Origin of the sequence: Rhodococcus sp. USK13, from assembly GCF_018343855.1 — a bacterium.
GTDB lineage: Bacteria > Actinomycetota > Actinomycetes > Mycobacteriales > Mycobacteriaceae > Rhodococcus_F > Rhodococcus_F oxybenzonivorans.
In genome coordinates this window covers 568,285-581,886 of sequence record NZ_CP069241.1, presented here as the reverse complement: position 1 = coordinate 581,886, position 13,602 = coordinate 568,285, and the positions used below count along the sequence as shown (strand labels likewise).

Here is a 13,602-nt window from a genome sequence, read left to right as displayed (position 1 = left end):
TCTGCAGCGGTGACAACAGGTGCTTCAGGAACTGCTTTCGGTGGCGGCGGAGCCGCCGGCCCGATCCGCTCGGCATGGACCACCCCTCGCCGTATCGAGTACTCCGGGCAATCTTCGACCGCGGTCGTGCGGGACTTGGAGGAGCTGTGCTGTCTGCCCTCGACGCTGTGTCCACACGTGAGCGTCGACTTCCAGGTGTCGAGTTCGTGATCGGGGGTCTTCGATGCCCTCCCAAACACGTTTCGGATAACTTCGATTTGCCTGGCGCTGAGCGGCGGAGGCGGACAGCAGAACCCACAGTGCGTGATCCGTGAGCCGGAGATACCTGTGCGGCAGGCGTGACAGTCACTGTGCCTATCGAGGTAATACTTGTTCTCGGCGGCGTATTCTTCCACTTCGGCGGGGGTCATATGGATTTGCGCTGGCCATGGACCGCGGTTGTCGATGAACGGCCTGCCGCATCCTCGACATGGCACGTTCGCTTCGAATTCGGCTCGGGTCAGATACGTTCCGTTCTTCTCCCATTCGAGTCGCTTCATGCTCTCGCGCCGATCGCGTTCCTCGGCTTCGAGTGCGTGGCGCATGGCTTTGTCGGCGGCTCGCTGTTTCTTCTGCTCCTCAGTAAGTCTGGGCATGCTGTGGACGGTAGCGCCTACCACGGTGTCGCCGCTACGGCCCCTAAACGCGATTGAACCCCTTCATGTGTCCCATTGTTGTCGACGAACTGCGCGAAGCAGCCGAATGGTTCAACGGACTCGAAATCAATGACAACGACACCCCGCCACGGAGAGCGCCCCTGCCGCTCCAGGAAGCGGGCGATCCGGCCGGTAATTCCTTGGAGAGGGTCGCTACCACGCCCCGTGGCTGGGTGCGGTGTCACTCCAGTGTTGCGAGGTCTCGGGCGATCTCCGAGGCCGCAACGTGATCGAGAAGCGCGCCGTCGCCGAGGGCGGCGGCGTAGACGTGGACGATCGTCTGTTCCTTCCACTGCATCGCATTCGCGGCGTTGAACCCCGGGGACACCCGGATCACCCCGACGTGGCTGTCGCCGATCGGTTTCTCCATCGCGATCTGGGCGCCGGCATCCTGCGGTTCTTCCCGCTGCCACCCGAACCGGGTCAGTGTGAGCAGTGCGCTCGTCGGCACCGTCAGGCCCTCGTACCGTGTCAGGATCGTGCCCAGTTCCTCGGGTGTGAAGAGCAGGAAGGTGCGCCGCCGGAGTTGCTCGAAGGGCTGGGCGATGCCGAGGTTGTCGAACACGGCAGTCCACGGGTCGGGGCCGCCCGGAAGGTGCAGGGGATGCGGAATCGACACTATGGCGGTGTCGTCGATACGCACGTCCGCGCCGTCCGCACCGACCGGTGTCCGCGCGTCGGAGAACCGGAACAACCGCTGGGCCGCCTGGTGCTCGTCGAGGTGCGCCCACACCAGCCGGCGACACAGCTGCCACATCAGCGGGTGCGCCACGAGTCTGGCTCGTACCTCGCCCATGGACCAGCTCCGGCCGGTCAGCATGGCCTGCTCGAGTCGGCGGATCTGGGTGTCCGCGATGGTCGGGAGGTCCTTGCGCAGCGTGGTGTACCGGGCGAATTCGTCGGCGGCGGAGGGGGCGTCGTCCTCGGTGGGCCGCGGCAACCGGGTGACGTGGCGGCCGGTGGTGTCGACCAGGGTGGGGCGCAGGCGTTCGTCGAGGGACAGCACGAACCCGCGGTCCCCGTAGTCGAAGGTGGTGGTGCCGTCGGGGTCCAGGCCGAGGGTGGGTATCAGCCGGTCCGCAAGTTGGTCGCTGGTCAGGTCGAGGTCGTCGGCGACCTGCTCGACCAGGGCGTCGGCCTTCTTCCGCAGGGCCGGGAACCGCAATCCGACGGCGATTGCGTGCAGTTGGGTTAACGCGGCATCGGTGCCGATCGCCGCGAGGACCTCGAGGCCGGCGGCCGCGCGCCGGTGCGCGGACTGCAGCGGCCAGGACCTCATCAGCGGGGTCAGTCGCCGTACCGTGTCATCGTCGCCGACGATGCCCTGGGCGGTCAGCACCCAGGCCTGTTTGTCCGGGAAGCCCGCCTGCTGCCACCGCTCGAACAGACCCCACCCGAACACTGCCAGCGATCGCGCGTCGACGACGCCGCGGATCAGGTCGACACCCGGGTAGCGGTCCCCGGGGCGGGACAGGGCCAGCATGATGCACACATTCCGGGCGGCATCCGCCGGCAGGGCGTGGCCGGTGCCGGTCAGGAGCACCGGCGGCAACAGCGCCGGGTTCGCCCACGACGGCAGCTCGGGAACCCGGGAGGGCAGCTCCAGCAGCGGGTCCGCGTCCAGCACCGCGGTCACCGCCGCCTGCACGGCGGGGCCGAGGCGGCGCGTCGCGGTGAGGACGGTGTCGCGGTGCCCCCGCTCGGCGAGTGCACGCAGGACCCGCTCGCCGTGGGAGCGTTCGGTGGTCGATCCGGTCAGGGCCGCGGCAATGACATCGGGTGCGGCGGTGTCGATGTGCCGAGCAAACCACTGCTTCGCGGTCGCCCCCAATGATCGGGACAGCAGCCACCGCACCATGTGGACGGTGATCTCGCTGCCCTCGATCGGCAGCAGCACGTGCGCGGTACGGCCCGGGCGGGCGGTGACCACCCGCACGACATACGGGACCGCGTCGGCGCCGAATCGGCCGAGGAGGGTTTGCAGGGGCGGTCGGCGTACCAAATCCGGCTCGGGGCAGGCAGATCGGCGAGGATCGGTCGCACCAACTCCTCGGGGGCATGCGCGAGAATGTTGATGTCCATCACCTGCCCGAGGCCGACCCGGCCGACCATCTCCGCCCACGTGCGGTCCCCGAGCCACGGCCGGTACGTGTCCGCGGCCAGCCACTGCTCCCGCTCCCCCGGACACCAGGCCAACCGGGTCGGGGTGGCCGGCGACGAGGCTCCGGGGACGGTGGTGCGGCGTCGCGGCCTGGGCCGTTTCCAGGGCGGATCGACCAGAACCATCGGCAACTCGTCCACCGACACCTCCGGCACCCGCTGCCGCTCCTCGCCGGCCGGCCCGCCACCACCACTGTGGCCGGGTCCGTCGTCGGTGCCGGTTTCGTCGTCTCCTGGGGAGAGTTCGGGGTGTGCCCGCAGATGATCCCGCAGCAACTCGGCCACCGCCTCGGATTCGGCGGCCCGTCGGGCGAGGTGCCGGTACGCCAACTCCGGTGCGGCCGTCATCGCCTCGCGCACCGCCGGTTCGACATACTTGCTGCCCAGCCGATTCAACAGCAACCTTATGCCGTCATCGGTCTGATATTGGCCGAGGATCTGGGCCATCCGTTTCTTGTTCGGTCCGCTCAGATGTCCGTCGAATAGTTCACCGACCAGGCCCTCCGCCCCCGGGCCGACATGGGCGCACATGCTGTACACCAGATTCAGCCGGTGCCCGAGACCCCACACCGAATGGTCACGATCCCCGCCCGCGGCGAAGACCGCCTCCGCCTGACCCGGGGTGGTCACCGACGCCAACACCGGCCACCCCATATGCAGGTAATCACGATCCACCCGCGCCAACGCCCGCAGATCCTCCTTCACCCAGCGCTGCTCGGTCGGCACCAGAAACGAGATCAGGAAATCGGAGGCCAGCCCCGACCCGCGATACCGGCCCAACGCAGCGACCGCCGCCGCGTACTCGGCATCCGGCGCCACCGCGAGCAGGGCACGTAGCCGGCTGTGTGGCTCGAAAATGTGCACATTGAGCAGATCGGCGACCGGCCGCCGCTCCACCGACCTGATCGTCACCATCGGCTCCCCCGGTCCCGGCCGGTGAAACTGGATCCGCAACCCCGCGACGATAATCGCGGCCTCTGCCGCCGCCACCACCCCGCACCGGGTCGCCAGATCATCCAAAAACGTTGTCTTGAAAGCCTGCTCAGGCTGATCCGTCAGGACCAGCCATGCCACCGCGGCCCCCACCACATTCACCGCACCACCCGCATCCGCGCGGCCCTCCAGGAAAGATCGACCCGCGACCGCCAGATCCACCGGCGTCACCGGATGCGAGATCGTGCGCTCGAACTCCGCACCCGCCCGCACAATCAGAGCATCCACCGCCGCCGACGCCCCAGCATCCAGGGAGACCTTCCGCTTCGGGGCGCGCCCCCGAAACACCTCCGCCCGCCGCCACCACCCCGACGGAACCCGCCATCCACCACCATCACTCGACGCCACCACCCAGCACACCCCCGCATCATCAATCCCCGGCCCACCACCGATCGTGCCCCACCACACCGACACACCATGCACGAACACCCAAGAATCGGCGGACTCACAAGCAAACCGCCTCACCCACTCGACGGCGTCGGCACGAGACTTCCGATGCAGTGCGGACAGATGTTCGTCCCTGCGAGAACTGCCGTGCCGGGGCCGCGGCGCCCGGCACAGACGTCGAGGACTTCGGCTGCGTTCGAAGCATCGGGGTTGCGGGACCGTCGTCCGCGCCCGAATCCAAACCGATCTCTCGGTGTAGTCCGTGCCTCGCGCGAGCAATATTCCTGTCCCAACCCTGCCCTATGCTCGCCTGATGACCCGCCACGACGAACTCCTGAAAGCACACAGGCACGTCACCATTACCCCTCACATACCTACCGCTGACGACTTGTCAGCGCTCCGAGCCGTTGAAGCTGGGCCTCTCATGCTCGATCTTCGCAGCGTGGAGCTGGGGTATGAGTACCGGTCGCCATACAGCGCGACGCTTAACGAGCTCTTTTCGAGCCACGGTGGCCTCTACATCTGGGACGATGAGGGCTTTCAGATCCGCGGCTATCTCTATGTGATCCAATTCGATTCAGGCTGGGTAAAGGTTGGATGGACAGTCGATCCCGGAGACCGCCTGCACAAGCACGCTGCGCATTTCTACCGTGAGCACGACGGTATGAAGATCACAAGGATGTGGGTGTCGATCCCCGTGTTGAATCCGCGCAACGTCGAGAGTTCGCTGCTCTCCCACGCCCGTCAACTCGGTGACGGGCAACGATTTCCTCGGTGCACGGACACCGCCAAACACGGCGAATCCGAGATGTACTCCGGTCTCGACTTCGAAGAAATGGTTGGTGTCGCGTCCGACCTCGAGGTCATTCCGGTGACCCATGAAGCCGCCGTGCACACGATCGGACTCCGCCGACAGACCAGATACGAGAGGCAAGTCGTGCGGGCCCTCGTGAAACACCTTCAAGGAACACAGATGCACGACGGTTTCGCGGTGCCAGAACCGGAGAACATCATCTGTCCGAGCGCTAGCACCGCCCCGCTGACAGACCTCGATCTCACAACAAGGGAAGACCTGCGTCGCCTCTTGATCCGTTACAAGGTGGGCCACCTCGACCCGGAGACACAGGTCACCCCCAACGAGCAGGATCCCTCGCCGGATGGCATGTGGAACCGTGTACGACGTCTGTTCAAGAGAGCGTGAATCACGGGAACGCGCAGGATTTCCCCACGACCTGCTATGCCCGTTCCAGCATTGCGCATTACGGATGCAGCGGCACCGCCGATCCGGAGCAGAGCACGCAAACCGAATCAGTAGGTAGGGCCCGGCCGCACTAGGCATGCAAGCTGATCGAGCCGATGTGCGCACTCGTCCTCGATCCGGGACAGGTGCTTCTCGATCCACCGCAGCGGTTGATCCATCGTGCTGTCAGGTGCAGGTAGGGAGTAGAGGTTCGTCTTCTTCGCTACCTCTTTCGGCTGCTGTGGCGGCGATACCTGCCGGCGGTCAACGAGAACCGGTTGCACTTTCTTATCCACAGCCCACCGATTCAGGTACATCCGGGGCACGTAGTGGTGCTCCTTGCCCCGTTCCTGCTCGCCCAGGCGCAGCGACTCCGCCACAAACTCCTCTGCCAGCCACCGGTGCTCGACGCGGAGCTCCGACATCATCTGCATCAGGTCTCCACCGGTCATCTGCTGCTCCTCGACTCCTGATTCCCCGGGGCGCATCCAAGCGGCCGCGGCCTTTACGTCCTCGCCGCTGGTGACGATGCTGACGACGAGGCACGTCCGGGGTTCACCGGGTCGCCCGATTGCACGGGTCCTCCCCCCGGCCATTCTCGGCTTCCAAGCGTCCCAGAGCGGTGCGACACCCCTGGTCAGGCGATGGCAGGATGCGTTGTGGTGGTCCGCCGAGCCTGAACTGCAACACAACCACTGTTTGACCAGTGGTAATAACACGCCCCCGGATCGCCGGCGCTGAAGCGGCCCGGGGCGGAGGAGCCGAGTCCGATCATCATCGTGCCGAAATGCGCTCAATGCGCTCAATGCGGTCGAGCCGCCGTCTACATCCGGGAAGACATCCAGGACCCGCCAACGCCGTCACCGCCGCGGTCACAATCGTGCTGGCCATCGCTCGGCACCGGTGCCCATATCCGTGCGAGGGCTCCACCGTCACAGGTGGGCCCCCGTCGCGTCACGTCGGACGACGCCGAGTCCAGGTTGTCAGCCGCTCACGGCACACTGACGACCATGCAGACCCCGCCCCAATGTCTCTGCTCGATCCGGCACACACCATCACCGCCCTCGGCGCCACTCATCACGCACTCGACGACCTGTCCACACTGCCTGCCGTGCCTGGCCTGTACGCATGGTGGGCAGCTCCCGACGTGTTCCCGCAACTCACTGGCCCGCCGCACCCGACCGACACCGGGGCGCGGCTACTCTATGTCGGTCTTGCAACCAACCTGCGTCGGCGGATCACCAGCCACCACCTGCGCCGCAGCGGATCATCCACCCTACGTCGCACTCTCGCCGGACTGCTGCTCGACACCGAGGGCTACCGGACCCGCCGCACCGACCGGGTCGTCCTGGTCGACGAAGACGAGATCCGCCTGACCGCCTGGATGCACGCCCATCTGCGGGTGTCGTGGTGCGAGCACCCGACACCCGCCGCCGTCGAGGCAACCGTCATCGAGCAGTGGGCGCCGCCACTCAATGTCGCCCACGCCAGCGGCCCGGCCCGTGCCTTGATCGAGGCGGCGCGTGCGGCCTACTTCGCCAGCGCCTAACCCTCTACTGACGTGAACGGTGTCATGCCCGGAACCGCAGGCGTGGCCGTCGTCCACCCCGGTATGGCCAAGAGCGAGACCACATCGTCGAGCTTCACCTCGCGGCCAGCGTCATCCACTAGCTCCGGGTGCTCGGTCGTGCGTTCACCGATGGTGATGCGCAGCACGTCGCGTTTGGCGATCACGTCGACGGCGGCCCAGATCTGGTTGCGTTTGCTCTCGCACATCACCTCGAGCACGCCGGCCGCGGTGAGTCGGCGGAGTTGCTGTGCAATCGGGTGATGGCCCGCCAACGGCCGGAACGGTGATCCGCCGGGACAGGCGCCCGCGGCGCAGAATCACGACCAGGGCCTTTTCGACCGCACTCGATGCCACGTGCCAGCCCGTTCGGTCGCCGTGGCATCGAACATCCCCTGCGATTCGACGCCATCCTGCCGAAAACGTTGGCCACTGCCACCTCCGATCGACTCCTGGACCACATCCATGACATCGCAACCACGGGCGACTCCCACCGCCAGGCCGACATCCGCGCGGCGGGGGCGTGCAATCCACTCGACTGACGACACGGACAACGGCACCAGCCGCCGCGCGCACTCCCGCGCGGGCGTGGTCGATAATTCGATCATGGCGAAGGCGGAGGTGGAGACGAATGTCCGGGTGGCGCAGTGCGCCCTGGACGCGCTCGCTCGGATACAGGCCGCTCAGGGTTATCGCTCCCGAGATGAGACCGTGCGACGCCTCCTCGCCGAGTACGTCGAGAAGCAGAAGTCAATTGACGATCGCTCGCAGTTGTTGACACACATTGCCACCGTCTTGCGTCATCCCCTCCCCGGCGGGCGGGGTCGCCCGGCGACTGGCGTGCCGTTGCGGTTGAGGTTGGACGCCAAATTGGCAGAAGCCGCAAAGGGGTTCGGATTCATTCTCCCCGGTCAGTCGCAGTTTCGAGGTCACCACAATTACCAGTCGCGGCCAATGACCGACGCGGTTCTGACCGCCATCTCACTGCGGGAGGAGTTCTCTGACGATGTCCTTACCGGTATCCGTCCGCGGATCAGGCAGGAAGCTGCGCGGGGCCTGTGGCAGCTGGTCGTGGTATCGAGCCTCACGAGGTGGGAAGCCGCGGTCTTCGACCACTACGGGAGGGAACAAGGCGCCCGTAGGAAACGGAGGGAACGTGGACTTCCTCCGGGCGAGATGAGCGCAACGAGCTTGGTCGCTGACGAACTGTTTGAGCAAGACATCTCCTGGCACAGTCCGGAGCGCAACGAACTCGCCCGGCGGATAGCGCGAGAGTTGCTCAGCGACTCTGATGATGACACGGTCGAACAGGCACTCTTTGACCATGACCTTCTGAATCCTGCTTGGCGGACGAAGCTCGGGATCCGCCGATCGCTTTACATCCGCAGTCTTCCGACTCCTCCCGGCCCTCCCACCATTGAGCGCCGATTCAATGGGAGGGGCGCTGGTGCGGTTTGGCGCGCTCGACGCAACCTCACGCTCGAGGAGATACGTCGCTGGCTGCTCAATAGCGCACCGGAGGATCCATCCGTTGCAACGACCTGCACGGTTCAGCCTCCCGATTGGATCCTGCGAATCCCCGTGGGCTGGCATCCTCTCGTCATCGATACTGTGTCTTCGCAGTGGTCCGAGCACATCGAGAGCAGCCGCGTGCTCGATCTCAAATCCGAAGGCCAACGCTTCCTCTGGCCCATCATCGAGACTCCGACAGGACCCGAACCAGTACCGGGTATCGACGCCTTCCTGCCCGTCGCCCGCACGCACCCGCAGGCTAAGGCCCGTCCACCCGAATTCGTGATCGAAGTGCTACTGCGGGTCCTCGAAGATCCCGATACGCCCAGCTCCGACCGCGGGCCCAAAACACTCGGCAACGACGGCATCGTGGGTCTGCCCAGCTACTTGCAGGAGGACGTTCGCGAGGCTGTCTACGTGCCTGCCTATCGTGCGCATGAGTTCGGGTTCATCACAGAGCCCGAACGGGATCGACTCCTCGCAGAGGCCGAAGCCTTCAATGCGTCGCGCATGCAGCAGGTGATCGACCTCCTCCACTCACATGCGAAACCCGAGGTGTACGCACTCGGTGACCGCCTGCACGGTGCGCGGAGTGACCCATCATGGTTCAGCAGCATCCTCCGTCAGGCCAAGAAATTTCTCGACGAGAACGACGTGACGATCAGGTTCTCTTTCGTGCCGGCGGCGTACCCGTGGGAGGTCACGTCGCTGGCCGATGTCATCGCCGCCGGCGACACCAGTGCTGAGGCGCTGTCCTGGCTCACGGGGTACCAGATCACCACGACTTCACGCCGACTGGAACGCGCGATGGAGCTCACCGCCCGTCAGGCGTTCAACACAGCCCACCCCCTGGCGCACCGGTGAATCCACACAACCCGTTTGTGACATTGACCGTAGAAAGGGCGCTGGATCGCAGCGATCGGCTCCCGCATCCTGAGTTCACGACCTGCCGGCCGCCGGCCAGGAACAGGCACGAACCGCGAACAGGAGTGCACATGAGCACCACGCCCACCGACCGACCCGAGCCGGCCCATCCGAACCGACTCCAGACGGCCAAAACCTGGGGTCGCGACCTGCTTACCCGGATCATCGCCCACGGGGTAGTCGAAGCCCTGAAGGAGGCGTTCTTCGGTTGACCTCCCAGGCACCACTCAGGTACCCCGTAAACATGTCTGATGCGCTCAGTGCCGGGCGAACGAGTCTCCTCCAAACATTTACCCCGTGCCGGCACCCCTGCAGCCACGCCTGACGCCTCTCAGAGGCGCGAGCGAAAGCCAAACCCCGGACGAATCGCACGGATCTACCGGTTGCCCGCCGGGGGTCATCACCTGACTGGCCTCAATGGATCATGCCCTCGACCCTGTCGTATACGCTCCGTGGCCGAGTCGGCCGTATTCGTCGGCGCAGCGCCGTCCACCCAGCATCGCCGAGAGCCGAAGTGGGTCGGTACGCCGAGAGGACCGACCGGCGATCGTCGTGCACTCCACGGCCGCGGAGCCAGGACCGGGCTCGTCTTCGCCGACGAGGATCGCTCCCGCTTGCTCTGGGTGATGGAACTTCGACACCTGCGCTGTATGCTCGCCTAGGAACAGCGCGGTTAGGCGCCCGTCCGGTTCGCGACCGGGGTTGTTCGCAAGTTGGAGACCCTGGTTCGAGTCCAGGTCCCCGCAATCTTGTGGGTATAGCTCAATGGGAAGAGCGCCAACTCTTCAGCCCAGGACTGACTAATCACCAGGTTTGCCTACGCCTTGGTTTCGCTTGCGCTGGGCGCCACGTTCCGAACGACGCGAGGCCCACTGTCGTCCCCCTGTCCAGAATCCGGTCGTAACCGCCGCAGCGACAAGCTCTGCCTCCGTGAGTTCGATGCCGCCGTAATTCATCGCTGCATAGCCGAGATACCCTCGCATCCAGGAGTCGCTCCCGCGCGCCTTCGAAGTTTGCATCGCATAGTCCCTGACAGCGATCTCCGCCCAGTGAGCGTGGTCCATTCTGTCCCGGAGCAAGGCGTTGATCTGCCGTCCCAGCGTTTTAGTCACCGCAAAGGCAGCGAAGATGTCGAAGGTGTTGAAACGCAATTCTTTACTAGAAACGAGGTCTCCGTGCCTTCGTCGTGAGAGCCGTGACCATTCCTGTGCCGCATCCGCGCTGAAGGCCTCGACTACCTCTTTGAGAGCGTCGGACACCTCGCCTCCGGCGTGGATATGCGCATTCCGCATCTCGCGCAGAAGATGAAAAACTTCGATGGCAGTTGCGTCACCACCACTCGTCGGCACCGTCCCGCCGAGCGTCAGATACACCGTGTCGTGCATGTTCCATGCCTTAACCGGATTCTTCGAAAGGTCCTTGTTTCGACCAGGCGCTTTACGGGTGTAGCCGAGCTCCTTGAGCAGATCAACTACGCTTGTGACGAAATCTTCGTGGACGGCCAATGCATACGGCACTGCGACGGCACCGAGATGGTGCCCAGTGTCCACGAGAAGTTCAGTCGCTCGATCTGTTCGGAGACGGAAGTAATTGATGTGCTCGACGCCCGGAAAAATTCTAGGCAGGAGCTCTTGAGATCCCGAGGTCAGCTGCAGCGTGTGTGCGGCGAGCTTCGCGCCCGCCAGGAGCGCAGTCATTGCATTGTTGGCCTCTTGCCGCTTCGCCTCGTACTGACGAAATGCCGGGAACTGGACACTCTGAGCTGGGGTACCTGCCACGCTCAAACTTTACTTGCCGATGCGCCCAATCGGCGCCACCTCGGAGCGCGTGTTCAGGGCCTGCGGCCGCGGACGGTGTGGGCACAACCCTCACCCACCAGTGGCAACCTCGCCACCCCAGCATCCCGATCACTGCCGAGACCGCCCGGACCCCTACCTTCCTACCCCCGGACCATGGTTGCCGGCGCCACATGCGGATGCTTGATGATCACCGATTGAGTGTGGGTACTGGACGAGAATCCGGTGGACGCGAATCCCCGTAGAGTCATTCACGTGACGAATGACAGGGTTGATCTGCCACTCAGCTGGTTTCGGGTAGGTCGCCGTCCATCGAACAGCGACGCGCTCGGCTGTTACGTCATCTTCTGAACCAGCGCGGCCAACCCAACTCCGCTGAGTTAAACGATCAGGACGTTCACACCTCCGTCCGAGGCAGAAGAGTAGCAAACACAGCGGTGATCGCGCACACAACCGCGAGACATGCGGCATCAGGCATCGGGGCCACCACGGAAGAGTTGCGTTCACCTGAGGACGAGCGGTGTTGGGCAGTCCGATAGCGCGTAGATCCGGAATTGCGAACGGCTAGCGCACCCATCGACAACGCCCTCACCGGAATCGTCGCCAACACATCCCGTGATCCGATAGCGGACTTGATCAGTGCCGATGAAGTCCGCGCACGATGGAAGACGTTCAGCGCCGCCCTGCGCGGCAAGGTCATCGCACTCTTGATGACGGTGACCCATACTCCCGTCCACACGGGGCCGCCAGGGGTTCGATCCGACATTCGTCCGCATCGACTGGAGCCACCAGCTGCTTCGTGAGGAATATTCGGACACCATCCACCACTAATCGCCTCGGTTAGCTCCGACTATCGGTGAACACCGAACGTCATTCGCTCGAAAGGCGTTGTATCTCCGTGTGATACACAGCTCGGCAACGTCCGGAACCAGAATCCATCGCGGCCCCGGTCCACCACGATCCTGCGCATCATTTCGCGGATCACTTCTCAGATAGTGCGCTCGTCGAGGGCTTGCTCCCGTATGTGGCGTAACAATCCTTGATCAGCGGATGTTGGACTTCAGGTGGCACTATCGTCGGAAGATGACAGAACCCGTTCCTGACGCCACGCGAGCTGTCCCGCTTCGCAATTGAGTTCTTGACTATGTATGTGTCGGCAGAGCGTCAGGAGGCGGCTGACTACGTCAGCCATAGACTCACCGGCTCTGAGTCCCTCGACCCCATTCGCGTGATCCGTGGCCAGCTGTACCTAGGTGAACTTCTTATGCTGCACGTCGCCAAGGCAAACGGCACACCGACTGTACACAACCCAGCCTGAGGAGAGTCCGACCGGCGAGAAGACCCGCGCCACCGACGATGCGGCGCCAACCACTTCAGCGAGGACATCGGGCCGACCTTCGGCCACCTGTTCAGAGGCCGGGCGACCTCCGCTGGAAATGCGGCTGTGTATCGTCCGATTTGAGATCCGTGGGGAGTCCGCCGCGCCGCGCAATCCGCTCAACCTCCTGCACTCGCGACTTCTCATGCTTCAGGGTCTCAATGACATACGCCGCCATGACTGCCGACCAGCCGAGCGCCATCGCCAGGTCGGTGGGCAACTCAGTCGATCCTCTGGGTTTCAGTCTGAAGTTGTCGGTCGAAGCATCCCATTCCAGGTGGCGAGCCAGCGTGGATGCTGAAGGATGCACAGCGCCAGACAGCGACCTGTATACCGTGTAGATCTTCTTCGTCTTACCATCGAATCTGTCGCAAAGGGATTGCATGCTGGGAAAGTTACCTCCGTCGCGAGAGGGATCATCCGCATCAGCGAGAAGATCGTCTGGGATCTCCGCGTACTGCGCAAAGTCCTTTACGAACGCTGCGTTGCTACGCCGGGTCGCAGCCACGAATGCGCGTTCACCCTGGTCCGTGAGCAGGACCCATTGCGCGACAAGTGCGTGCTCGAACGCAACCCGCACGTTGGCGACGGCCGGATACACCAGGCCTGTAGTGATGAGCGTCAGGCAGGCTTCGACCTGGTTCAATGCATGCCGGGCGATCGGATAGCTCACGCGGAAGCAATGGTTGTCCTCGTCCGCGACCAGGACTCTCGCCGGAGGAGTCGCGAATAGCTGTAGACATTCCTCGGCCGCAGAAATCCACCGTGATTCCTCCGAAATGAGCTTCACATCAAGGGAGACCATGGAGCCCATTGTGACGATTGACGGTCATCAGGTTGTTGAGAACCGGCCCAGGGGGAATTCGGAATTGCTATCTGTCAGCGTGTCAGATCGGGCTTGTCTCGCTCTGCTGGAGTAGCTCCCACGCCTCATACAACGATTCGACGTC

Annotated in this window: 12 protein-coding genes; 6 read left to right on the top strand and 6 right to left on the bottom strand. The window is 64.2% G+C overall.

What is annotated here, in order from left to right; translation table 11 throughout:
- Positions 1–9 precede the first annotated feature (9 nt).
- Positions 10–210 carry a hypothetical protein gene (locus JQT59_RS02645; protein WP_213571518.1) on the top strand — a complete coding sequence of 67 codons (201 nt, stop codon included), beginning with the start codon at positions 10–12 and terminating at the stop codon, positions 208–210.
- A 666-nt stretch (positions 211–876) separates the two neighbouring features.
- Here JQT59_RS02645 and JQT59_RS36680 read toward each other — a convergent pair.
- Both JQT59_RS36680 and JQT59_RS36675 read right to left on the bottom strand, forming a co-directional pair.
- Positions 877–1,974, bottom strand: a complete 1,098-nt coding sequence (locus JQT59_RS36680; protein ID WP_249353664.1) for a DUF4132 domain-containing protein — start codon at positions 1,972–1,974, stop codon at positions 877–879.
- Positions 1,975–2,450: 476 nt separating this feature from the next.
- Positions 2,451–4,076: a hypothetical protein gene (locus JQT59_RS36675; protein WP_249353629.1), complete on the bottom strand. Its 1,626-nt coding sequence runs from the start codon at positions 4,074–4,076 to the stop codon at positions 2,451–2,453.
- A 472-nt stretch (positions 4,077–4,548) separates the two neighbouring features.
- Here JQT59_RS36675 and JQT59_RS02635 point away from each other — a divergent pair, with 472 nt between their 5' ends.
- Positions 4,549–5,436, top strand: a complete 888-nt coding sequence (locus JQT59_RS02635) for a hypothetical protein (RefSeq protein WP_213571516.1) — start codon at positions 4,549–4,551, stop codon at positions 5,434–5,436.
- A 107-nt stretch (positions 5,437–5,543) separates the two neighbouring features.
- Here JQT59_RS02635 and JQT59_RS02630 read toward each other — a convergent pair whose 3' ends face one another.
- Positions 5,544–5,927 carry a DUF4238 domain-containing protein gene (locus tag JQT59_RS02630; RefSeq protein ID WP_213571515.1) on the bottom strand — a complete coding sequence of 128 codons (384 nt, stop codon included), beginning with the start codon at positions 5,925–5,927 and terminating at the stop codon, positions 5,544–5,546.
- 575 nt (positions 5,928–6,502) lie between these two features.
- Here JQT59_RS02630 and JQT59_RS02625 point away from each other — a divergent pair.
- Positions 6,503–7,024, top strand: coding sequence for a GIY-YIG nuclease family protein (locus JQT59_RS02625; protein ID WP_213571514.1), 522 nt, complete (start codon positions 6,503–6,505; stop codon positions 7,022–7,024).
- Here the strand turns inward: JQT59_RS02625 and JQT59_RS02620 are convergent.
- Entirely contained in the window at positions 7,021–7,317 is a 297-nt protein-coding gene (locus JQT59_RS02620; RefSeq protein WP_213571513.1) for a hypothetical protein, read from the bottom strand. The genes JQT59_RS02625 and JQT59_RS02620 overlap by 4 nt on opposite strands.
- Before the next feature lie 75 nt (positions 7,318–7,392).
- Between JQT59_RS02620 and JQT59_RS02615 the strand changes: the two genes are divergently transcribed.
- The 3 genes from JQT59_RS02615 (at position 7,393) to JQT59_RS02605 (ending at position 9,690) form a co-directional block, all read left to right on the top strand.
- Positions 7,393–7,584: a P-loop NTPase family protein gene (locus tag JQT59_RS02615; RefSeq protein WP_213571512.1), complete on the top strand. Its 192-nt coding sequence runs from the start codon at positions 7,393–7,395 to the stop codon at positions 7,582–7,584.
- A 1,039-nt stretch (positions 7,585–8,623) separates the two neighbouring features.
- Positions 8,624–9,418 carry a hypothetical protein gene (locus tag JQT59_RS02610; protein ID WP_213571511.1) on the top strand — a complete coding sequence of 265 codons (795 nt, stop codon included), beginning with the start codon at positions 8,624–8,626 and terminating at the stop codon, positions 9,416–9,418.
- A 131-nt stretch (positions 9,419–9,549) separates the two neighbouring features.
- Positions 9,550–9,690, top strand: coding sequence for a hypothetical protein (locus JQT59_RS02605; protein WP_213571510.1), 141 nt, complete (start codon positions 9,550–9,552; stop codon positions 9,688–9,690).
- 588 nt (positions 9,691–10,278) lie between these two features.
- On the opposite strand, the gene JQT59_RS02600 is transcribed toward JQT59_RS02605, so the two are convergent.
- Together JQT59_RS02600 and JQT59_RS02595 are read right to left on the bottom strand one after the other, a co-directional pair.
- Positions 10,279–11,256, bottom strand: coding sequence for a hypothetical protein (locus JQT59_RS02600; RefSeq protein ID WP_213571509.1), 978 nt, complete (start codon positions 11,254–11,256; stop codon positions 10,279–10,281).
- A gap of 1,427 nt (positions 11,257–12,683) precedes the next feature.
- Positions 12,684–13,457 carry a DUF5677 domain-containing protein gene (locus tag JQT59_RS02595; RefSeq protein ID WP_213571508.1) on the bottom strand — a complete coding sequence of 258 codons (774 nt, stop codon included), beginning with the start codon at positions 13,455–13,457 and terminating at the stop codon, positions 12,684–12,686.
- Between the last annotated feature and the right edge of the window lie 145 nt (positions 13,458–13,602).